The 21,782-nt window shown below is 42.0% G+C and carries 16 protein-coding genes; 3 read left to right on the forward strand and 13 right to left on the reverse strand.

The window, feature by feature from the left end:
- Positions 1–29 precede the first annotated feature (29 nt).
- The 7 genes from QUA56_RS31925 to QUA56_RS31955 all read right to left on the reverse strand — a co-directional run bounded on the left by QUA56_RS31925 (position 30) and on the right by QUA56_RS31955 (position 8,795).
- Positions 30–602 (reverse strand): hypothetical protein, encoded by a 573-nt coding sequence (locus QUA56_RS31925; protein WP_333366592.1) that lies wholly within the window; start codon positions 600–602, stop codon positions 30–32.
- Between the two features lie 5 nt (positions 603–607).
- Complete coding sequence (locus tag QUA56_RS31930; RefSeq protein ID WP_333366593.1) at positions 608–3,859, reverse strand: hypothetical protein; 3,252 nt, start codon at positions 3,857–3,859, stop codon at positions 608–610.
- Positions 3,860–3,881: 22 nt separating this feature from the next.
- Positions 3,882–4,592, reverse strand: a complete 711-nt coding sequence (locus tag QUA56_RS31935; protein WP_333323241.1) for a hypothetical protein — start codon at positions 4,590–4,592, stop codon at positions 3,882–3,884.
- A 21-nt stretch (positions 4,593–4,613) separates the two neighbouring features.
- Positions 4,614–6,941 carry a hypothetical protein gene (locus QUA56_RS31940; protein WP_333366596.1) on the reverse strand — a complete coding sequence of 776 codons (2,328 nt, stop codon included), beginning with the start codon at positions 6,939–6,941 and terminating at the stop codon, positions 4,614–4,616.
- A gap of 76 nt (positions 6,942–7,017) precedes the next feature.
- Positions 7,018–7,458 (reverse strand): plasmid mobilization protein, encoded by a 441-nt coding sequence (locus tag QUA56_RS31945; RefSeq protein WP_333366599.1) that lies wholly within the window; start codon positions 7,456–7,458, stop codon positions 7,018–7,020.
- A gap of 380 nt (positions 7,459–7,838) precedes the next feature.
- The gene (locus QUA56_RS31950; protein ID WP_333366602.1) at positions 7,839–8,096 is read right to left on the reverse strand and encodes a hypothetical protein; all 258 of its coding nucleotides are present in this window, start codon (positions 8,094–8,096) and stop codon (positions 7,839–7,841) included.
- Between the two features lie 480 nt (positions 8,097–8,576).
- Positions 8,577–8,795 (reverse strand): hypothetical protein, encoded by a 219-nt coding sequence (locus QUA56_RS31955; protein WP_333366605.1) that lies wholly within the window; start codon positions 8,793–8,795, stop codon positions 8,577–8,579.
- A 178-nt stretch (positions 8,796–8,973) separates the two neighbouring features.
- On the opposite strand from QUA56_RS31955, the gene QUA56_RS31960 reads away from it, so the two are divergent.
- A complete protein-coding gene (locus QUA56_RS31960; RefSeq protein ID WP_333294514.1) occupies positions 8,974–10,401 on the forward strand; it encodes an ATP-binding protein in 1,428 nt (475 codons plus the stop codon).
- A 20-nt stretch (positions 10,402–10,421) separates the two neighbouring features.
- On the forward strand, positions 10,422–11,423 hold the full coding sequence (locus tag QUA56_RS31965) for a tetratricopeptide repeat protein (RefSeq protein ID WP_333294516.1): 1,002 nt from the start codon (positions 10,422–10,424) through the stop codon (positions 11,421–11,423).
- 93 nt (positions 11,424–11,516) lie between these two features.
- On the opposite strand, the gene QUA56_RS31970 is transcribed toward QUA56_RS31965, so the two are convergent.
- The 6 genes from QUA56_RS31970 to QUA56_RS31995 form a co-directional block, all read right to left on the reverse strand.
- Positions 11,517–11,846: a XisI protein gene (locus QUA56_RS31970; protein ID WP_333366608.1), complete on the reverse strand. Its 330-nt coding sequence runs from the start codon at positions 11,844–11,846 to the stop codon at positions 11,517–11,519.
- Between the two features lie 152 nt (positions 11,847–11,998).
- A complete protein-coding gene (locus tag QUA56_RS31975) occupies positions 11,999–15,898 on the reverse strand; it encodes a hypothetical protein (protein WP_333366611.1) in 3,900 nt (1,299 codons plus the stop codon).
- A gap of 535 nt (positions 15,899–16,433) precedes the next feature.
- A complete protein-coding gene (locus QUA56_RS31980; protein ID WP_333366614.1) occupies positions 16,434–18,008 on the reverse strand; it encodes a glycosyltransferase family 9 protein in 1,575 nt (524 codons plus the stop codon).
- Positions 18,009–18,065: 57 nt separating this feature from the next.
- Positions 18,066–18,737 carry a histidine phosphatase family protein gene (locus QUA56_RS31985; RefSeq protein WP_333366617.1) on the reverse strand — a complete coding sequence of 224 codons (672 nt, stop codon included), beginning with the start codon at positions 18,735–18,737 and terminating at the stop codon, positions 18,066–18,068.
- Positions 18,738–18,769: 32 nt separating this feature from the next.
- Positions 18,770–19,660 (reverse strand): glycosyltransferase family 4 protein, encoded by an 891-nt coding sequence (locus tag QUA56_RS31990; RefSeq protein ID WP_333366625.1) that lies wholly within the window; start codon positions 19,658–19,660, stop codon positions 18,770–18,772.
- Positions 19,661–19,827: 167 nt separating this feature from the next.
- Positions 19,828–20,385 carry a hypothetical protein gene (locus QUA56_RS31995; RefSeq protein ID WP_333366626.1) on the reverse strand — a complete coding sequence of 186 codons (558 nt, stop codon included), beginning with the start codon at positions 20,383–20,385 and terminating at the stop codon, positions 19,828–19,830.
- Between the two features lie 649 nt (positions 20,386–21,034).
- On the opposite strand from QUA56_RS31995, the gene QUA56_RS32000 reads away from it, so the two are divergent.
- Complete coding sequence (locus QUA56_RS32000) at positions 21,035–21,781, forward strand: sulfotransferase domain-containing protein (protein WP_333366627.1); 747 nt, start codon at positions 21,035–21,037, stop codon at positions 21,779–21,781.
- The last annotated feature ends 1 nt before the right edge of the window (position 21,782 follow it).

The raw sequence follows: 21,782 nt of genomic DNA on the forward strand, positions 1-21,782 counted from the left end.
ATCCTGATGGATTACCCTGTAGAAGCCAGTCATCCCCCGATTTCTCGGTTTCGACTGAACGAATCGCACTTATATGAACCTTTGCCGTCTAATTTGCTCGATTTAGTTTCGAGTAAATCTGATAGTTTTGTTCCTTCTGTCTGGGATGTTGGAGCTTTAATAATTTGGCTGCTGACTTGGCTCACATCAGGAATTTGGATAGCTCCGAGAGAGGAGGAAAGAAGTTCGTTTAAGGAGCCAAATAGCTCGTTTTGCACGAACCCTTGGATGTCGCCGATAAAATCGTTGACTTGTTTGAAAACATCTGCAATGGGAGCTAAGAAACTTCCCGCAGTTGGGGCTGAAGTTTTCACGGTCGTTTCTTGTGTACTTGGCAGGAAAATGTTTTGGGCTGGAGATTTCACAGTCGCTTCTTGTGTACCGGGTACGAAAACGCTTGGGGCTGGAGTTTTCACGGTCGTTTCTTGTGTACCGGGTACGAAAGGAGGAGTTGTTTGAGCTAAACTTGGCCTGAGTTGAACGATTAATTCCCAACTGGCTAACAGGGAAACTGCTGCTAGTTTTGTAGCAGGTTGCTGCATTAATTGAAGTTGATATTTCATGGCAGTTATTTGGGGATTTTTGCAAAAACTTGAGACTTGTTACTGCGAACGTCGGATGCTACTTTTGGCTGAGCATAGGCAGCTATGGTGGCAATTTCTAAATTTTGACCAATGTGGTCGAAGCCTTTTCCTTCTTTCACCGCTGCAATGTATTCTTGGGTGAAATGCTTTAGCCCTTGAAGCTGCCCTTTGAGAGTAGGAGGATATTGAGCCATGATGCGATCTCGGGCTTCTTTTTCATTTTGATTGTTAGCAATTGATGCCAACATCATCTCTCCGGGGTAGAATCGCGATCGCCAAAATCTTCCTCCTTTCTCAATTAGCCAGCAGGAGTAGAGGTCAGCAGCTCTGGGTAGAAAAGATTCTGTGGCATTGGAACTGATAATTTGCGGGTCGTACCCTAAATATTTGTGAGCGGCTGCTACTCCAGAATTGGTGATTCTGCCGGTAATTCGGTAGACCATATTTTGCAGAATTTGTGCTCCTGCGGAACATTCGCAGATAGCATCAAAATCTTGGCTTAATAGCAAGACGGCTATGCCATCTTTTCTGCCAGTGGCGCAAAGTTCGCCGACAACTGATGCAAAACCATCTTTTTTAAGCAGCACGCTCAATTCATCTCCAATAAATAAGCTTTTGGGGTGAGAAAGAGCGTTGCGAATGCAAGCAGCATGGGCGTTAATTGCCATTAAATAGGCATCTTGTTCGTTAGAAAGTCCCGATAGGGCGAAGAATTTAACAGCCGGTTCAGGGGAAAATGTGCTGGGCTGACCGATGGCTTTTCCTAAGCGGGATGTTAGCAAAGCATTTCCTTGGCTGAGGATTTGATTGATGGCTAGCCTATCCAGTTCTTCAAACGATTTGAGGTTGAGCCTTTCTTTGCTGCAAAACCTCAACAAGTCTTGCAAAGTTGGCATTTGCTGCCATTCTGGGGATCGCCAACCTTTTTCAAATGCTTTGTTGTACCGAGCGATGATTTCGGGATCTCTGAGGTACATATCGAGCATTCGCAGGATAATTGAATCTACCCGCTGCGCTAGGTGGGGGTTGTGAATTTTGCCCATGGCGATCGCCACCACAGCTTTGCGGATAAATTCTTTCCAAGATTCCATCCGCCGCTCTCTTTCAGCTTTGTCGAACTTGCGGAGGTCTGGCGGTTCTACTAAATTGCTAGATCCTTGACTGATGTCGTAATATGCGCCTTGGTCGCCCAAAAGTTCGATCGCGGTTTTGAAGGTACTGTTACCCCCGCTGCTGATGTCCATCCCGACAACAGGGATGTTATTAGCTAAGGCTTCAAGAGTAAAACGCCACCCCAAAACGCTTTTGCCTGAACCTGATTCGCCAGTAATTAAAGCGCGGCTAATTTGGCTGTAGAACAAGTCAATAAAAATTGGCTTTCCGCCTCGATGGGTGATAAATTCAACTCCTTTTCTATCCAAGTCGCGGGGAACTGTTAGCGGCAGAATTCCAGCAGCAGTTTCAGTGTCGAGGGTGAGGCGGCGTTCGCTCAAAAATGAACCGCTATGCAGCAACCATTTCCAAGTAATGGGCAGGCATTGCAGCCAAATATCCCAGGCAACGTTCCGCTCGCGGATGACTTTCGCAGTTCCAAAACTATTAGAGAGTACATTGCAGGCTTGGCTCAATTCTTCCGCTGTGTTTCGGTACACTAAAAAGGCAACGGCTGCATTTAGGGGTACGGCTCCTTGGTAAAGTCGGCGCTGGGCATCAAAAGATTCTTCCTGTTTAATTTCAGCGCCAATATCCCGCCCTTGCCCTTTAGTTATCGCTCTGCTACTAGCGGCTTTTGCTCCTTTCGCTTGTCGGGCTAAGTTATCATTAATTACAAGGGAATTTCCGGCGCTAATTTCTATCCAAGCTTCTGTATCGCGGACGTAGCTTGAGGACATCACCTCCCAAATCCATTTCAATTGCTGGCGGGTATTAATCCAGCCTGCGGGCGCGTCATACATTGTCAGAACAGCGCATTCTTTTCCCTTTCCGGTGAGATAGACGCGGTTGTTGGTCTTGCGGTGTTCGGGGCAGGAGGATATGCCATTCGTTCCTTCAATTAAAACTGTACAAATGTGTTTGTCAGTTGTCTTAATTTCGCTGAGTTGATAGCCAGAATGGGTTTCTTCAAGTTTAACAATTTGTGGGATTTGCGGTGGTTTACTGCTGTTAAATCGTAGCCACAGCCACTCCCAGAGTTCTGATGAATTCATGGGACTAATTTCTAGCCCCATTTTGGTATTCAGGAGAATTTCCCAGCGGAGGAATCCTTGTTCAAAAGAGTTGAGAAGCAGCTTGGTGTAAAATTGCTCTCTGTAAATTCGGGTGTTACCTGCAATGGTTTCCACAATGGAATCGCACAATTTTTTGACTCCATCAATGGCTTTGCCAATGAAATCCCTGGAGATGGTTTCGCCTTCGTTATCGGCAGTCCAAGTACAGAAAGCAATTTGCTCCCATACTTGTCTAGTGCCTTGATTAGTTTGTTGTTGGAGGCGGCGCTGTTCATTTCGGAGCAGTACAGATACGGGTTGGAGTTCAGCGGTGTCAGCTAGTTGTTCTAATTCTTTTTGCCTCGCAGCATCACTGCTGTAACAACCGGTGCAGAAAGTGATTTTTTCACTGGGTGGGATGTCTTTCATTCCTTCTTCAAGAGAAGCTGCAAATGCCGACACTTCGTTCCTAAACAGTAGGTTGTGAAGCCCTCGGAGGCGGAATCCAAATACCAGTTGGTAGCTAGTTCCGTTATTGAGGAGCATCCCAGACACTTGCCTGCCATCTTTTTCAATTTCCACCAAACAACAGAGGTTGATTTCATTTTGGAAAGGCATAAATTTGCTCCTTCCCCCATATTGATTGGGTACAATTTTGGGTTTCAATTTGATGCGGATTTGTGAATCGTAAGGTTTGCCTTGGATGCTAGGAGGGCGCAGGGAAGAGATGGGAGAAATATAGAAGCTGTCGCCGCTACACCACTCATCTCCGGGGGGCTTGCGGAATTTGTCAGTAAAGAGGTGGGGTTGATTTCCTGTGAGGAGCCACCAGCTTACAATCAGCCAAAGCGAGACAGTGAAGAACCAACCCAATCCCAGGCTAAATAGACCCATTGTTAAGGTGTATGCAATGGCGGTTAAGAAGCACCAAGGTAGAATTTGATTGGCAGGGATGAACCCGATACTTGCTTGTTTGCCCAGGATTTTATTGACTCTGATAAAGTCTTTTTCTGGATCTCGTAAAGCCATTGGTGACTCCTTTTTTTTAGTTCTAAAAGGTCAAAGTTGTAATTACTCCCAGCGGTGGCAGGTTGGGGGCAAAACGAGCTGTTGTACCGCTACCGTCGCCGACGAATAAGAAGGTAACAACGTCTATGGCAATTACAATGCCGAAGGCGAGGGCAATTTGGGTGACAATTGGCCGCCAATCGTTGCCTTGCTGCGCTTGGTTGTAAGCGAATAAAGCTGCGGCGGCTACTAATAAGAGAAATACGCCTCGAATGGCATTGAAAATTAAAGCGATGGTTGATTCGTCAATGGCTGTTCCTCCTCCGGCGGCTCCAGCTTCCGTTGCTAGATTGGTCATAAATGCTTGGAGACCGCTTAGAAAAACGGCTTGGGCTGGGGTCTGAAAGTTATTCAGGAACATTGTTACTGTGATGACAGCAACGGCTAAGTGCCAGAAGCGAATTTTGCTGCCCAGCAGTTTTTCGAGGATGGGAATGCTGCGGGCAATTTGCCACAGTCCGAAGAACACCAGAGATGCACAGCTAAATACGCTGACAAATAAGGGCTGGACAAGAGTTAGATAAATGGCTGCAATTAGGCAAATTGCAATGAAGGCTAAATCGGCGTTATTGAGTTTGAATTTACGCATGAATTTGCTAAAATGGCTGCGGCGTTTGTGGATAATGCTTTGGTTAGCAACGCTAGTGCGATCGCCATGAGAGCGGTAGTTGTTGTGTAAGTAATCGTTTTGCATTGGATTTGTCCTCAAAGTAGTTTATGCTTGCAATTCGTTGCTGTCTTCTCGCGATCGTTCTTTGCGTTCTGGCGAGGTATAGTTGTAGTCTTTAGATGCGTGAGAATCTCTAGATTGGGTTTTTTGTGGCTCTGGGGAGCCGACTACACCCTCCATTTCTTCAACAGCAATGTGGCACTGTCGAACGTCTGGCGGCTTTCCTTTGACCAGAACGGCATCGAACACTTGTGCGTCACCTTGGCGGGGGTCAGTTCCGATCAGTTGTTTTGACCCGTCCGGCAGATCCAGGATTTCAAATTCGTATTTGATTGCCCCGGTCGTGCCGTCTTCGCGACGCGATTCTTTCCAAGGAAACACTGGATCTTTTTCCCCGCTAAAGCGTTTGGGGAAGGTGTCCTGAAACTTTTCAACTAAAGCCTGGGCAGTTGCTAGTTTGTTGTACTCTTCTTCCGACTGAGGCAATTTGAAAATGGCTTCTCTTTCTTCTGGAGTTAGCTTGTCCCGAGCCGGCTCAAATTTCCAGCGTTCGCCATTCTTGGTTCCGGAAAAAATTTCGGTATTATCGCTGCCTTTGACGGCAACTTTAACTTCGTTATTTTCACCAGTTACATACAAGCTGCCGCCACCATCAAAAGCAATTCCCGATCGGGGAGGCTGCCCCGTAGCGAAAGCATAATTGACTAAGCAATCTGCTATAGTTTCTCGCTGCTGCTGTACTTTTGTTTGAGCTACCATTTTACTAAGAAGATCCTCTGGTTCGCTTTCCTCCTTGTCGATACTGTTAGGTGCAGTAACTGTGGGCTGAACTTTTTGACGAGTTTCTGGCACTTGTGAATTAGGATTAAATTCTGATTCAACAGGCATCTGAACGGTCATTTTATGTTCCAGTTTGTCAACGATACTTTCAAGGCGATCCAACCTCTTTGAGAGGTTGCTTAAATAGTCTTGAATTTGGTCTAACTGTTCGCTGATGCTGGTATCTTTATCGAGCTGTAGAGGTCTAGATTTTTGGGAGTTTGGGTTGAGCTTGCTCTCTAGATCGCCAATTCTTTCGCCAATTTGAGCTGCCTTGGTTTCGGGATTGTTGATTTTAACTTTCTCGGTGAGCTTGGCTTCAATGTCGCGATCGCTTCTCTGAGGCTTGCTCGTTTCCAATTCCTCTGGTTCAGTTGCAGCAGGCGGTTCTAATACCTGCTTAGCCCGTTCAGCAAGTTTTTCAGTGCGTGTATCTATCGCCTCTATGCCGGAAATGACATCAGCGTGTTTAGCACGAGTCGCAACTCGGTCGGCGCGATCGTTTAATGAGTCAATTTGTTCGAGAATTTTTTCGAGTTTTTCTGCCTGTTCCTTTTCCCTCGCTTGTTCAATGTAATCAATTAGCTCCCCAATACTCTTTGCTCCAAGTAGACCCATTAAAGAGGCAGTTTGAACGGTTAAGCCACTTACGGTTAATCCGTTAATTTCGCTTCCCATAGAAGCGACACTTGCTCCTTGGCGTTCGGTTTCTTTTAGAACAGTTTCAAGGGTGTCGAGTAAAGGATATTTGGCTTCGGGCTGTTCAGCCACTTTTTGCTTGATTTGTCCGGTATCATTCTGATTTTGAACGCTGCGATTTTTAGCTATATTGCCCAATACACCATTGGGGATAGGAGCATCCTCATCATCAGAAAGTAGTTCTTCAATATTATCTTCTTCCTCCTTTTTTTGCGTTCTGCTGGTAGCATTTTTAGAAGCTACTGACTTTCCTAGCTGCCGTTTGGACTGCGATGACTTGCGAGTTTGCGTATTGTGGCTGGGAATGTCTGCATCTTCTTCTAGATCGCTTAAATCATCCTCCAATTCATCATCTAGTTCTTCATCAAATTCTTCGGAAATGCTGTCCTCCTCTAATTCATCACTGGCATCCAGCCCGATTAAGTCCATAATTTGGGATGGAGTATAGTAATTGTTATTGTCTTTGGTTTCAACGTCAGCTTGTTTCAAATTTTTAACTAAATAGACACCGCTGGTTCTTTGGCTGGGGTCTTTAGTTAAATAGAAAACAAAGCCAGACACTTCACCTTCTTTTCCTTCAGTAACTAAATCCATGCTGACACTAGCTTTGTGATTGCCAGATTCATTGATTCTGTCGGGTCGTTTGTTGAAGGATTCAACGAAGTTTTTGAACTCTTCCCAGTCCTCAATGCCGCCTTCTTCTTGGATTGTTTCTATGGCAGCATCGAGGGTTTCCTGAATGTGTTCTAGTTTTTTGACGTGTTTGGGATCTGTGGCTGTTAGGACAGACCAAGTACGCTTTGGGGCAGAAAATTGTCTTTTGGAGTTGGGCTTAGTTGAGAGTTTGGCAGCCATTTTTTCTCACCTCCTACGAGGAAATTAGATGCGACCGTTAGGTTCGATATTGAACTTTCAGCAGTGCTTTAGATTGTCAAACAGGACTATTGGCTAGTTGCACGATTGTTTGATTGGGTGTTTGTTCGCGGGTTTCGCTCAAAAGTTCTGTTCTGATTTTCCCTCTTAGTTCTTGGTGATATTCGCCTAGCATTCGGCTGAATTCTTGCAGAACTTCTAGGTTTTGTTTTGGTAACTGTCCTGCTTTTACTGCTGTCTCTACACCCCTGGTCATTTGGCAAATGTGCGTGCTCATTTTTCGCAGTTGGGCACAAGTTCCTTCATTGATAGGGGGGACTGTGGGGTTAAGGCTAAAAGCGCGTTTACGCAAGTAGTCTGACAGGCTTTTTTCACCTGCTTCTGCGGCACGTTTCACTAAATCTGCCTTTTCAAAGGTGGTTAGACGTACTCGGACGACTTCAGTTTTTCCGTTTGGTTTGGAAAGTTGGTTTTTGGGGAGAGTTGCAGTTGTAAGCACATCAATTCTCTAGGGCTAACTAATGGTTTATTAAGGCTAAGTTGAACAGCAAGGAATTAGGTTTGAGCGGTGATTCATCCATTGCTTTCATTGATTCAATTGTCAGCAATTCTGTTGGAGATGAGCCTGTTTCTTTCGGTTTATGTTTTGTTCGGTCACAAGTCGCATTAGTGAGAAGCTACTAGAGCATTTTTTATCATCCAGATGGCTGATTCGAGGGTGGATACTGTTGTCTGGATTGCTTGTAGCTTTTGTTTTAAGCCTGTAAATTGCATCATTGTTGAGCATGGTTTACAGTCAATCGTGCTTTGTTGTTGAGGACGGTTTCTGGTTTGCGATCGCCGTCGCTCAACACAGTCTTAATATTTAGTGCTGGAAGTTTAAGCAAGTCTGAGTTGATGTTCCCAGAAGAAGTGTTCTGTGTTATCTCGGCTGCGACACAGGTACTTCCAAATGTCCAAGTCTGTGTCCATTGCCAAACCTATGACGATATAAGATTCTTCATTGTCTGTCACTGCATCCCCAAATTTGAAATCGGGTTGCACCCAATAGTCAGGCAGGGCGATCGCATTCGGTTCAGGGGCGATTGCATGGGTTGGATGCGATATTTCAGTCGCCGCGTAGTGTTTTTGTGGCATTTAGTCGATTTTAAGGGTAAGCGATCGCCTTGTTGACTGGCGGTAGCCAGAGGAGAAGTATTCGTCAGCCACTTGTGCTGAAGCGAAGATATGTTGTTGCCTTTGGCACAAATTCTGACAAATGGACGATTTGGGCGATTTACTCGTTTTTACCCCCCTATAACGTCTATTTGACATGGCTTGCTATGCGACTAGCGCACTAATTACGAGGATTTAAGAGGTGTCGGAGTACAAAAAATCAATTAAAAAGCAGCAAAAGTTAATTTAACTTAATTAAATTTTGTGAAATTTGGAGGAAAATTTAGGATTTTTGAGGGACAAGTAGGAGATATTAGGAAATAAGAGGGAATAAGAGGAAATAGAAGGGTTAAAATATAAAGCTTTTTGTAGCCCTCAGTAACAATTGTGATGTTGTTTCTTCTTACAAAAAGTTGCACCCTCTGTGTGGAGGATGCAGCTTGCGCTTATTGCCAGCAGGTATTACTTCTTAGAAGAACCTGACCTTTGTCGTAGCTGTAACATCAGTGGGGTTAGTACCTGAATCAGCGAGGCAACAGAGCGGATTAAGATAGCGATTGCTAAAATGAGTCCAGTTTCAGTACCCCAATACTGCGGCGGTATAGTTGGTTGGATGTCGGTTGGTATAGCGATCGTCGGTTCGCTTGTGCGGACAATCGGATCGATTTGACCTTCTTGCATGGTCTTTCTCCTGTTTGTGGTTTGGTTTAAGGAGAAGCTTGTTGGCCAACTTTGCTTTCCACTCTTTTAGAATGACTGAGCTGAAGGGGTTACACAGCCTGACTTTTGCTTCATTTGTGGTAATACTGGAAAAACTGAGTCAAAATTGAAGCTAGTAAACAGTAAAGTCGTGATAAGCATGGCAAATTCTCTTCCAGCATCTAAATTAGGACTAGAAAGGATTGACAAAGCTAGGAAAAGGAAAGGATGGAATAAAGACTCACCTATTTGGATTGATACTGCTAACAAACTACTTGAAGTTACTCCCAAAGGAAGCGTTTCGCGTTCAACTCTGCAACGATTTTGGCGAAAGGAGGCGATTCGTCAAGAAAACTTTGCAGCTATCTGTAAAGCTGTTGGGATAGAGAAATGGGAAGAGATTGTTGATAATACGCCAACCCAGCCAAGTTCATCATATATGGAGTTTAGCGTCTATAACGATGAGTGGGTTGGGCGAGAAAATCTGATTCACAAGTTGAGCGAGCGTGTAAATTCTTCCTGTCGTGTCTTGCTATTGGTTGGGATTACAGGTATCGGTAAAACTGCTTTAGCCGAACGAATAGTAGAGGAATTGCGGGGAGATTGGAGAGAACGCAGGGACAATTTTGAAGATGAGAATAAAGCTTCAGATTTTGCCAGTGTTGCGCTGCAATGGCTGGAAAAGTGGGGGGTAAATGTTCCAAAGGAGGAGCGAAAGCCAGAGCAACTGTTACGGCAGTTAGTCAAACGCTTGTGCGAAAATTGCTATTTAATCCTTATGGATTCTCTTGAGTATCTATTGACAGGAAATGAAGAGGATGGCTGGGGTGATTTTGCTGATGAGTGGTGGGGTAAGTTTTTTGTCAGTTTCTTGGCAGAACCATCTTGTCAAAGTCGTTTCATTCTTACATCTCAAGATTTGCCAACTAGGTTTGAGACAGAATGCGATCGCTACAAAAATCTCTGGTATTGCCAACTTTTGAAAGGTTTAGAAATACCCGAACAAGTGGCGTTATTTCAAAAAGCTGAACTAGATGGCAATTTAGAATTACCACATAGTCCCCTGCGAGTGATTGGTGAAGTTTATGACGGGCATCCTTTAGCTTTGCGGACAATTGCTGGAGAAATTAAAGAGTCTTATGGGGGGAAAGTCAGCGCTTACTGGAAAGAGAACAGTCATTATATTGAAGAGGTAAAAGAAGCTATTTACGAAGCTGGTAACCAAGGAATAGTGAAAGGAGATGAGAATAGGTGGCAGTTAGCATCATACACGAAGGTCTTGCGAAGGAAAGTTAAGGAACGGATTGAGCGGACATTTAAGCGGTTAAAAAATGATGTGTATGATGCCTATGTTTTGCTTTGTATGGCTTCAATTTATCGCTGCGAAGTCAAAGAAAAGTGGTGGCTGATAAATTTAGAAGATGAGGGTTACGGTGAAGAGCGGCAAAAAGCTGCAATGCAAACTCTGCGCGAACGGTATTTGGTTGAAGATGGAGGAATTGACAATGAAGATAATCGATTGGTGGGACAACATAATTTGATTCGTAATGTAGCGATCGCTCACCGATTAATGCTACCAGAAAGCTGAATTAATTAGAGGAATTAACCATGACAAATAACTTGACACCATCTAGTAATTTGCTTTTGGAACAGTTAGGTATTAATCCTAATAATCTCCGTGTCGATTTTCCATCTCGCGAACAGCGTCTTCATTACAGAGCAGTTGTACAGTGGCTTACGGATTACAAGCCGAAGCAAGATGCTACTAATTTAGAGAAAGTGAAGGGATATTTGGAAGCATTTCACCATCTCTGCGAAGTGGAAGACTGGGAAAGAGCTAGCAAAATCATTGAGATGCACCTTGATACACCTAGTGATACAGAATTACACAATCCGCTAGTAACTTGGGGCTACTATCGTGAAGTAATTGATTTATACAGTAGACTATTAGGAAAATTAGACCCAGCCAGTGATGCTGTTTGCTTCTTTGGTCTGGGTATGGTATATCATTACTTAGGAAACTATGACCAAGCTATTTCTTATTATAAGAAAAGTTTATCCATAATGTTGAAGATAGGCTATAGTTTAGGTGCTGGGAAAGTTCATGGCAGTATGGGTAACACTTACCTTGCTATAAAAGAGTACGATCTAGCGATTAGTTGCTATGAAAAATGTTTTGTTATTTCTACAGAAACAAACAATCAAGAAAGTATTGCAAGAACATTGGGTAATTTAGGGACTATATACTTCGCCCTAGAAAAATACGATATAGCCATTAATTATACTGAGCAACATTTCATAATTGCAGAAAAAATAGGCGATTTACAGGGCATAGGGATAGCATTAACTAATTGGGGAAATGCGCTATTTAAACTTGGTCATCATTTAGAGGCTCATAAAAAATTTTTGAGAGCATACGAAATTTTTATACAAATTGGCGATCGTCGCTCTGAGGCTCTAATTTTTTACAATTTGGCGAGCTTCCAAGCGGATTTAGGCAACCTCCCTCTAGCTATTGAGTCTTGCAATCTCGCTTTATCCATCGCCACAGAATTAGGCATCCCTCTAGTCAAAGAATGTCGGGGTTTGAAGGAACAATTACTGAGCTAAAAAACATAAATTCTGATGTATCGGTGGCGAATGTCTATGAGGAGATTAAAGAGCGATATTTATCAAAATGACTAAATGCGAGCGCTCCCATTTTCAACTGACAGCAAACTCAGTAAATTTCCGTTTATAGGGAGCTTTAAACGCCAAAACTATATCTAGCTTGGGAACTCCAGCTTCTACTAATTCGTTAGCAACTCCGATTTCTGTACCATCCCGTTCAATCCAAATTTTGCCATCTTTAATTTCCACGTAGATGATACAACCAAATACTCGTGTTAAATCTTGCCAACCAATATTAAGAACTTGATAGCGATCGCGTTCCGTATCAAATATCAGTTGGACTTCTGTCTGGCTATGTGACCGATTTGGGGCATGACTTTTAAGAATTGTTTGGACTACTTCACGGTAATTCATTCCTTCCATAGAACAATCTCCTCTCTGGTTCTGTTAATCTCAAGGCTGAACGATATAATCCATAACATACTTTTAGTTGCGCGATCGCACAGAAACCAATGGAAAATTTCCCACTGAAATTCTATGCGATCGCCCCCAGTTCCCCAACCACCCTCACTCAACTAAACCATTTCCAACTCCCTCGGTTTCGATTCAGGCGCAGGCGTGAAAGTAATTCGGGACTGGGACAAAGCTTTTTCCCGTTCTACAATCATCTCTTGGAAACGAGCCGCTGCTTGCTCTGTCAGGGGAATTTGAACCTCCCCGGTGTTAACGTTGGCTTTAAACACGGTGCGCTTGGACTCGTTTCTGACAAAGCAATCCCCGTTAGGCTGTACGTAAGCCGTCCATTGGTTGTCGCCAAATTTGAAGTGCTGGGTGCTATCGGAAGGAAGCTGCGATCGCATAGCCGCCGTCTGTGGGCACCGCCGTTGCTTGTAGGTTTCCGAAACGACGCTAAAGAGGGTGTCTTGCAGAGAAAGCCGCCAGTTGTCAGCTTTAGCGTTGGTGGTGTCCCGCTTTCCGTTCACTGCTGTTTCTGGTTTTGAAGCAGATTCTTGTTGGAATTTTGGCGGTTGGTACGTGCTACTGTTTTGAGCAATTCCGTTTGGGCGGATCGCTGAGCGAATCGCGCTACGCCCAGTTTTCGCCAACTCAGAACTTTGAGATACTTCAGGTGAATCGATCGGTGGCAATTGAATTTCAGGCAACCGAATCGATTCGCGATCGACTTTCAGCATAACCGACCTGCCGCCTTTGTCGGGGGAAAGCATTGCCTCAAAAGTAGTTCCAGGGGGAAACTTAGGACTTTCGGGGGAAAATGTACCCAAGTTTTTATCGTCAAGCTGGATAATGGGAGTGCCTTGAAATCGGTAATATTTCTCGTGAGTGGGAGGTAAGTCTATCGTTCCCACTTGCAGAGTTACTTTCCGATCCTTCCATTTTGACTTGGAGAAATCTTCCTCTGAGTAATCGTTATCGGGATGTTTGACATTGACTACTTCTATTTGATTTACCCGATAATTTGACAAAGCATCGGAGATTTCATCCATGAATAATTTGTAGACAAGTGCGCCTCTACCTGCTTTATCTTGAGACTCAATCCACCGACAATCGACGGGAGGGACGATGAGGAGTCTGGTTTCATTACCGGAGTAGTTTGTTACCTTCAAAGAGTCGGTGTCGATATGGTCGTTGGAATTATCTCCATATTTGCCATCTAGTTTCGCCACCATGCTCTGGGGTAAGTTTTTGAAGGCGAATTCAACTAACGGCAATTCGGGATGAGCAGTAGCTTCATATTCAATCCCTTTGCTATCGAGTGCGTCTTTCCATTGGTTAGGAAGGTCAATGGTTCTGCCGTCTTTAGTTTTCACTTTCTGGAAAGGAACTTGCAGGACGTAGACATCTCGCGGTAAGGCTTCGTGGAGCAATTCGTAGTCTTCTTGTAGGGAAAAGGTAATTTCTAAATCCTCTGCTACCTTCTGGCAAATTGTCCGGTGTTTGCTCAGGTTATCGGAAGTGTGGGTAGCTTGGAATAAGGCATGAGCAGCCCTGGTTTTTCTTTCAGGAGTATCCCAAATTTCGTCAATTTCCGCTCGATAGCTGTCATAAAGTTTGCCCATTTCCTCTTTTCGAGTTTTGATATCGCTGCCAGTGCGATCGTAGATAATGCTTTTGTCCTCTTGAAAGCGCTGCACCAGGTCTTTCGCCCATTGCAATTCGTTTTCTTCCCAAGGCAGGTCATTTTCTTTGCTGTGTCGGTACTCGATTCCTCTCTCTACTAAGGCATTTTTGTACTCATAGGAAACGTGCAATTCCTTCCCTTCTTTTTCATACTCAATGCCTGCTGCATCCAGTTGCTGGCGATTGTCTTTCGACACGATTAAATGAGCCGGAATTGGGGGAAGAATGTGCTGAAATTCATCTCGGTTGCGGTGGATGAGACGCGTCTGTTCCCAATAAGGGTTAACGGCTTCTTTGGCTAGGACGTAAACAGGATTGGGGAAGTCAGCAGGCATGGGAAATTGTTTGTACAGTCGATCGTCTCCTTTGTACTGGAAAAAGTAAGTGCAGCTTTTGTATTTCTCGCACCATTCATCTACTTTTTCTAGTAAGGTGTGGGGATTTAAACCTGTTTTCTCTTTCACTTCTTTGGCATCTTTACCCCGCAGCGAGTTTTTCTGGTAGTCAACTTCGTACTGTTCCATGATGCTGAGAGCGGCGATAAATCGCTTTTGCTGCTTGAGAAATAGCTTTTCATCTTCGCCGGGGTTGGGGAGTGCTGCTGCTACTTTACCAATGGCTAATGCGACGATTCCGACTTCATTTTGAGAGCTGGCAACTCCGATTTGTTCTAGGGTGGTGAATTTGCGTTGACCTGCTTTAACTTTACCTTCTCTAACTTCGGGGTCGTCTTCTCGATACCGAGCTTTAGTATAGGGAACTTTCTCCGCTTGTACCACTTCCCCGAAGTCAAATAATCCGTCTTGTGCTGGTAAGATTTGTTGGGCAATTTGAGGGATTTTTCGAGATTCGATGCCAAACGGTTCGTCACCGTCAAAGTCTCCTTGATGGAACTTTTCTAAGTCTTTGGGATTGAACCAAATTACCCCTTTGATTTTCGACATGACAGCACGGGTTTCCTCTGGAATATTTTCCAGGTTTTTTGCGTGTACATTTTGATATATCCTCAGACCATCTTTGTTGAGAATTGGGAATCGACCTTGAACGCATTCTCCTTCTTCTAAATGGTTAGCGCAAACCGTGCCTTTGGGTAAATCTTCGCAAGGTAGTGCCATTGCAGAAGTCATTGATAAAGCTCCCCTGGTTGCCAGATTTCGCCATTTGGATGCCAGCCACCTTTCTGCCATATTGGTGAATTCGGGACTGCCTATCATCAGTCCGAATTTATCGGCTTTGAGCATCTGGATGTCCTGTCTTTCCCGCTTTTTATCCTCGGTATTTTCCTCGCTGTCACCGTTAATTTCGTCGTCAATTGTAGTTGATAGTTTTTCCTGCTGTTCTTTAACTTTTCTTTCGTTCAAACGCGCTAAGAATGCTTCACGCTTGTCATAATCTTCAATCATCGCTTGGCGCAATTTCATGGGGTCGCGTTGCAGTGCTGCCAGTCTTTGGGCTTCGGCTTTAGTTGTTGGTACTAAGTCTTGCCTTTGGGCTTCTTCGTCGAACCAAACTCCAGTAGACTGCCAGCTTGTTTGGGTGATGCCGATTTGACTGTTTTTGCGGTTTCCAAGGATGGCTTTTGGTAATTCGTAATCGCCACAAGGAATGAGTTCTTCGAGTTGTTTTTTATTGATGCCTTTGATGCTGGAACGGTCTAAAATAAGTTGAGGTTTGTTCCCTTCAGACTCGGCGTCGGAGTTGAGTAAATTGTCATCGGGACGGAGGGTTCCTTTAGCCAGAAAGCTGACTTGGGGTGTGGATTCTGTATTTTCTGTATTCCAACTGCTCAGCCAAGCGAAACGAAATTGACTGGCTCGATTTTTCTCGCCGCCGATGCTTTTGAGTAATTCGGAACTGATTGCACCGTGACAGTCTCCGGTTCGATATTTAGCATATTGCGGGTCGGTAAAATCAACAATTTTTACTCGCAGGTTGTCGCATTCTGATACGCCGGACATACAAGTGCTGACGAGAAGGGAACCGTAGCGACAAGCGGTGTCTTTTTCGGTTACGAATAAGTCTCCTATCTTTTTGGCTAGGGTTTCGTCACCAAAGTAATAGCTGTTGCCAGATTGAAAGATCATGCGTCGCTTAATTCCGTCTTCTGGGTCGTGGATGTTGGCACGTAGTTGGTGAGGGTCGGGATTGGATTTGTCAAGTTTGACTATCATTAATGATTGCAGTTCTTCTGGTTGAAAGATTGCTTGCAAAATCGAGTGGCGCAGGATTTCTGGGTTGTTGAAGAATTTGCCTACATTGCGACCTTTAGCATCGGTGTAAGCGGCATCGAAAACTGGAATTTTGAGTCCTTCTTCGGTGGCAATTGTGGCGACCATGAGTTGAATTCTCCTAATATTTGAAGTGTTAGAGTAGGAATTGTTGAAAAGGTATGGCAGGACTATCTAAGCGTTAACAGGTTGAAATTCGGTTAAGTGTTGACCGTTGGAAGTGTTTTTGAGGTGATTGAAATGGAACTAATGGTTGATGTGGGTGTTAGTCCGGTTTTGTTTGAAGATGAGGATACTGAGTTGGTGGAGTTGGTGTTGGCGTAGCCTGCGTGTAGCGCATTTGCACCTAAAAATAGTGCCTACTGGCAACTGAAAGGATGTAGAGTGGTAGAGTTCGGCATTTTATTTAATTCGGTGGGCGGTGGTAGCCGCCTTTTAAAACTGGTATATTTGAATACTACTTTTTTCAGTCTATCGTTCCGTTGATTGTCTATCCTAGAAATTATCAATGCCAGGATGAATGGCGTATGGGCGTTATGCAATCGCTCCTTAAATTAACCATTGGGACTGGCTGCGTGGCGATCGAGCGCATTCCGGGTCAACCCAAGGAAATGCTATTTATTGAGATTAGCTGCTCCGCAGCTTACCCAAGTATTTTGCATACCTTTTGGAAAATTTTCGTAGGACATATGTCAGAGGCTCCTATTAAATATTCCTTGTCGTCTAAGTAATAATAGTCTTCCGAACCAGCATCCCAGAGACTTTGATAAAGCCCCCACCCTTTAGCAAATAGCTCTCTTGCTTTTGGGTGAACTATATGATAAGTGTTTGGTGTCATCCACATAGCTGGATTGGCAGCAAAAAAAAGCATAATGTTCGGTACTCCAAGTACCCCTGAAAGATGCCCTATCCCCGTATCAGGGGTAATAGAAAGTTTAGAAATAGACAAAATGTAACTTATATTTTCTAGGCTATCTGAAAGATAGGTAACTTTTAAATTCTCTTTTATTAAGTTCTCTATTAAAAAATCATACTTTCTATAATGCTCCGAAAAATTTGTTTTCACTGAAGAATTTATTTGAGGTTCTCGTAAACAAATAAAATGCGTATTTGGATACTTTTTTGAAATCAGATCAATCAATATTTTCCACTTTTGGGGATGGTACTCCTTTGCATAGTGTGAACTGCCAAAAGAGATTACAATTAGTAGCTCTGAGTTATACAGGTCGTATTTTTTTATTATTTGTATGCGTTTTTTTCGATCTAGGCTATTTTTATCCACTATTATGCTTGAGGATCTATCTAAGGTATCAAATAGTTTCTGACCAAGCATAACCTCGAAATTTCTGGCAAGCATTGCTGGCAAAGAAGAGTATTTCTTGGTGATAAAATAAGAAACGGGCATTTCATCTTTTAAGAGAAGTCTCCAATCTAAAGACATCACAAATAGAGGATTACTTTCATGCTTTTTAGGTAAAAGTCCAAGATAATAATATTGCGAAAACGATCTATGTATATTGATAATAAAACGTCGTTTTTTAGGAAAAGCTAAAAAATTGTTATTTTCCCTCCCTATTTCAGTAAGTTCGTATCTATAAAACTCAACATTATTGGTAGATTTGTTTAGCAGTGTTTCTAGTAATAAACTATTTTTAGCAACCACTTTAATAGACTTTTGAAAGTTTTGATATTTAATATAATTGGCTAGAGCATATATTAAGGGAATGCTTAGAAGAGAGTCACCAATTTGATCATTTAGAATAATTACTACTTCCTGAGATAAATTTATACCTTTCACTAAAGGAGACCTTAAATAAAAACTTGATGGGTAAACCCTAGCAGCAAGTTGAGCTTCCTCTATAAAAACATTTTCTATTTGATTAGCTAGTCTATCGCGCAAAATTCTGCAATATTGATTCATGTTCACATAACTGTTACAATCTTCTGCAAGATATCTTCGGTTAAATCTTATAAGGTTTTTACTTAATTCAATTTTATATCTCTCTGGAAATTGATCGAATGGTTCTAGAAGATTAAAATAATTAAAGGCTAAAAAATAATATTTTTTGAAAAGTGTATTATCATTTAAGAGCTTTTTTAATAAAAATAGAATCTCAAAATCATTATTTCGGTAAAATTTAGGATCGACAACATCTCTCTTCCGTATATGTTTAATCAAACCGTTGCGATTGTGGAGAAAAAATGGCAAGTCTTTCATAAGTGCTTTAGCAGAACGTAGAAATTGAAGTAGTTAAAAAATTATTTACTGAGCAATTTAACCAAGGTGGCTAGTGTCGTTCCATTTGACAAGAGTCCATCCCTTATAATTTTGCTTAAAGATGGAAACTCCTGTATATTCTAGTTCAAGATCGTCAACATTATTTGTGTTGTATTGAAAGATAAACCTAAATAATGACTTAATGACTACTGCATGGGAAAAAATGGCAATTACTCTAGGTTGGTATTGAAATTTCTCGTTATACAGAACTTCATCTTCCAGCCAATTTGAAGCACGACGTTCAACCATACGTTTTGATTCTCCACCTGGAGGTACAAAAAAATCTCCTCGATATTTAATAAAGTTCTCTAGCTCCAAAGTGTATAATTCTTTTTTGGATTTACCTTCCCAATCCCCTTGAGAAATACCTTCTAGTGCTGGGACATCAATATACTCATTAGGACAAAGACGAGAATCTAATGTCTGTATAGTATCTATTGTTGTTTTTGCAGACTGAATTGATCTTATAAGTGTAGAAGTATAAATTGTATCAAACTTAATATTTTTGTTAGCCAAGTAAACACCAAGGCGCTGACATTGCTTTTTACCTTTTTCTGTTAAAGTTGAATGAGGTCGCCGACCAATGAACACTTCATGCACATCATTGGCATAATCAGGTTCTCCGTGGCGTATTAAATATAAAGTTATATCCAAGCTCTTTTTAAACATTTGGTCTAAAAAATACCTAAATTAAAAATTTCCTAATTTATCAGGTTAATGACCTTGAGAATATTTGTATAAAATTTATCCAGGGAATAAAGTAAGGCCACTCTCTGAGCTGAAAGGCTGATAGATTCACGAAGATTCGGATTTTTCAGTAGATGCTCACAAATTAACAGTGCTTCTTTATTCGAGGAGTACAAGAAACCAGTTTGTTCATGCTCGATAAGTTCTTTAATTGCTCCTTTATCTTTGGCTACAACAACACAGCCAGCGGCCATTGCTTCAAGGATTACACGGCAGAAACTCTCTATATGCGATACGGTGTCATATAAAAATATATCAATCTGTCTCAAAAATCTAGGAACTTGCTTGGGGGGGATTTCACCAGTAAATAAAAATCTTGGATCGTCACTGAAGGCTATCTGTAAAGTCTGAAACTGGGGCCCACCTCCTCCTATGAGAAACTTTTGAACTGGGATTTCTCTCCAGAAATGTATGGTATCAGAAGAAATCTTGCTACTAAGCATAGTAGAAAGACGTCCTACAACTGGGGAATGATTTAAAACTTTTAGTTGAAACTTACTATATTGTTCAGTTGGAATACCAAGAGGAATGATGTGCATTAAACTGTCAGCCCAACTATTTTCATAGGCAAATTTTGAAGGAACCATATATTGATCAGCTTGGAAATCTAAACGACTACTCCAACTGTGGCTAAAAACAATTATTCGTTTACAAGGAATTTTTATTTTACCAGGCCAATTCATAATTGGCAGGTTGGGATGATCACGCCATACATGAAGAAGGACAATATCATAGATATTTTCAGTATAGCTTTCTAACTCAGGGTATGTAGCTGTATCTACTTCAACTCCTGGTAAACCCATGATCTCGGTAGCTAATCTTTGAGCTCCGCCAATTTTACTCATCGTTTTAATAACTTGAAGTAGAGTCAGTTTATCAGACTTGTGAGGAAACATGATCGACAACCAAAATTAGTAGATTAGATATATTTTCTGGAAACAACTAATTTCCCCAATCAATTTCACTTAAGATTAACGAAGTAGCGCTCCATTGCTACTCAATTCAGTTCTGTCTAACACTGGTGATTTTCCCGAAAAAAGTTAGTTTTATATTTTCTTTTAATCACTCCTTCTCCAGGAATATAAACTCTGTAAACTAAGTCTTTATTGATTTCAGCAGCTAAAGAGGGGAGATCAGGATGTCTACCGTGAAATATTTTCACGGTTTTACAAGCATATGCAGGAAATATAAAACGAAAGTTATACTCCGAAGTTAAAGTTCCTATTCTTAAATCACTTTCATAGAGAGATTTGCGAAAAGATGCTTGATCGTAAGGATCTGCATATTGGTCTATATCCTGGCGATACAATACTAACCAATTACGGATAAAGTTATCAAACTGAGGAGATTGCTTAAAGAGAACAACACCTGCATTCATTTCAGGAAAACTATCTGGGATTTGGGTCGAACGCTCAGTCTGATATATCCGAATAGGCGCATGAGCCACAGCTATGTCAAACTTTTTTAAAATACTAAACATTTCCGAAATATCGGCATAGATATAGGTGTCTGTATCTAGATAGAGAGTGTACTCATATGGAGACCTCGACATACCAAGCAGTTTATTCAAATTTCCGTACTGAGGTGGAATGAATTTAACTTCATTAAAGTACGGACATTTCACGTCTGTATCCGAAAAAAGCGTGATCTTCATGTTAGGCATATGATGCTTAATGCTAGAAGCTGATTGACACGCTTCTTCTATATATTGACTGCCACAAGCTACATATATGACTCCCACCGACATAAGGCAACCTTTCTAGAAAAGCTTTTGACTAAAAATCATTTTTGGTTATATAATCGATTTCGTGTGAGGCCATCTCTAGTGAACAACAGCCCACTAACGAAACGGATGTAGCACAAAAAGCACGATATACATACTCTTAAGTGCGTGGTACAATTTTATCACATATTTCCTGTTGTAATCTGAACTTCCGTCTAGAACATTACTCAAAAGGCTTGTCCCGTCTCTTTTTTAGCGATTTTGAATAGGGTAACTACTGGGTAGATTGTGGGGGAGGGTTCACTTTCATTCGCTTACGGCGACTCGGTTTTGAATGGGAGACGGGTTAAGGTGATGGTTGAGGGCGCTGGTCTATGAGCGGGCGTCATGCGATGCCGGCAGCCGGTGGCTATGCCATCGCACTCATCTCCCTGTGCCAGTTGTGTAAGTCCTGATGATATCAAGTAGCATTAGATATTTTGAGGTAAGTAGAAATATGTGGATTTTTTGCTGTGGAATGTACCGATCTGCGTCAACATTGCAATTCCAGCTTACAGTTCAAATCGTTGAAAGAACTGCCGTAGGTAAACAAATACCGTGGGTAGAGTCAAAACATTTCCCTGAAATTTATGCACAATATGCTAATTACACGGGATTAAAAGTATTCAAAATTCATATTTGTACCGATTTTATAACTTCTGAGCTTATCAAAAAGAACGTTAAGAGCGTATATATTATTCGAGATATACGTGACGTTTATGCTTCTAGCATCAAACAAAGATTAAAAACTTTTGAACAACTCTGGGGAGAAGGCTTTTTGAATAAATGTTTGGATAATTACAAAAAGTGGACAGCTTTCCCTGAAGTATTAGTATCGAGGTACGAAAAAGTTATTGTAGATTTGCCCACTGAAGTAGAGAGGATTGCCGAACATCTGGATATACCTCTTACCTCTAAGCAGTGCAAAGAAATCGCTTTTGAATACACAATCGAAAAACAACTAAAACGCATTGAAGAGTTTAAAAAATGCTTTTGCAATCAAGTCCCTTATATCGAAGAAGGCAAGTCAATCGTTAATTATCACGACTCTCGGAGTTTGCTCCATATAAATCATATCGACTCTGGAAAAATAGGTAGGTGGAAAGAAGATTTATCTCAAAATCAAGTAGCTCGGATTGAGAACCAAGTAAAAACTTGGTGTTTGGAAAATAACCGCAAATTAGATGAGATTTTTTTTGAATAGT

It is taken from the genome of Microcoleus sp. N3A4, assembly GCF_036701805.1.
In the GTDB taxonomy this organism is placed as follows: Bacteria; Cyanobacteriota; Cyanobacteriia; order Cyanobacteriales; family Microcoleaceae; genus Microcoleus.

Excerpts from the sequence above, each read along its gene's own strand:
- QUA56_RS31925 (WP_333366592.1), bottom strand. The coding sequence starts at position 602 with ATGAAATATCAACTTCAATTAATGCAGCAACCTGCTACAAAACTAGCA.
- QUA56_RS31930 (WP_333366593.1), bottom strand. The coding sequence starts at position 3,859 with ATGGCTTTACGAGATCCAGAAAAAGACTTTATCAGAGTCAATAAAATC.
- QUA56_RS31940 (WP_333366596.1), bottom strand. The coding sequence starts at position 6,941 with ATGGCTGCCAAACTCTCAACTAAGCCCAACTCCAAAAGACAATTTTCT.
- QUA56_RS32000 (WP_333366627.1), top strand. The coding sequence starts at position 21,035 with ATGTGGATTTTTTGCTGTGGAATGTACCGATCTGCGTCAACATTGCAA.
- QUA56_RS31990 (WP_333366625.1), bottom strand. The coding sequence starts at position 19,660 with ATGAGTAAAATTGGCGGAGCTCAAAGATTAGCTACCGAGATCATGGGT.
- QUA56_RS31955 (WP_333366605.1), bottom strand. The coding sequence starts at position 8,795 with ATGCAAGAAGGTCAAATCGATCCGATTGTCCGCACAAGCGAACCGACG.
- QUA56_RS31985 (WP_333366617.1), bottom strand. The coding sequence starts at position 18,737 with ATGTTTAAAAAGAGCTTGGATATAACTTTATATTTAATACGCCACGGA.
- QUA56_RS31950 (WP_333366602.1), bottom strand. The coding sequence starts at position 8,096 with ATGCCACAAAAACACTACGCGGCGACTGAAATATCGCATCCAACCCAT.
- QUA56_RS31960 (WP_333294514.1), top strand. The coding sequence starts at position 8,974 with ATGGCAAATTCTCTTCCAGCATCTAAATTAGGACTAGAAAGGATTGAC.
- QUA56_RS31975 (WP_333366611.1), bottom strand. The coding sequence starts at position 15,898 with ATGGTCGCCACAATTGCCACCGAAGAAGGACTCAAAATTCCAGTTTTC.
- QUA56_RS31970 (WP_333366608.1), bottom strand. The coding sequence starts at position 11,846 with ATGGAAGGAATGAATTACCGTGAAGTAGTCCAAACAATTCTTAAAAGT.
- QUA56_RS31980 (WP_333366614.1), bottom strand. The coding sequence starts at position 18,008 with ATGAAAGACTTGCCATTTTTTCTCCACAATCGCAACGGTTTGATTAAA.
- QUA56_RS31965 (WP_333294516.1), top strand. The coding sequence starts at position 10,422 with ATGACAAATAACTTGACACCATCTAGTAATTTGCTTTTGGAACAGTTA.
- QUA56_RS31935 (WP_333323241.1), bottom strand. The coding sequence starts at position 4,592 with ATGCAAAACGATTACTTACACAACAACTACCGCTCTCATGGCGATCGC.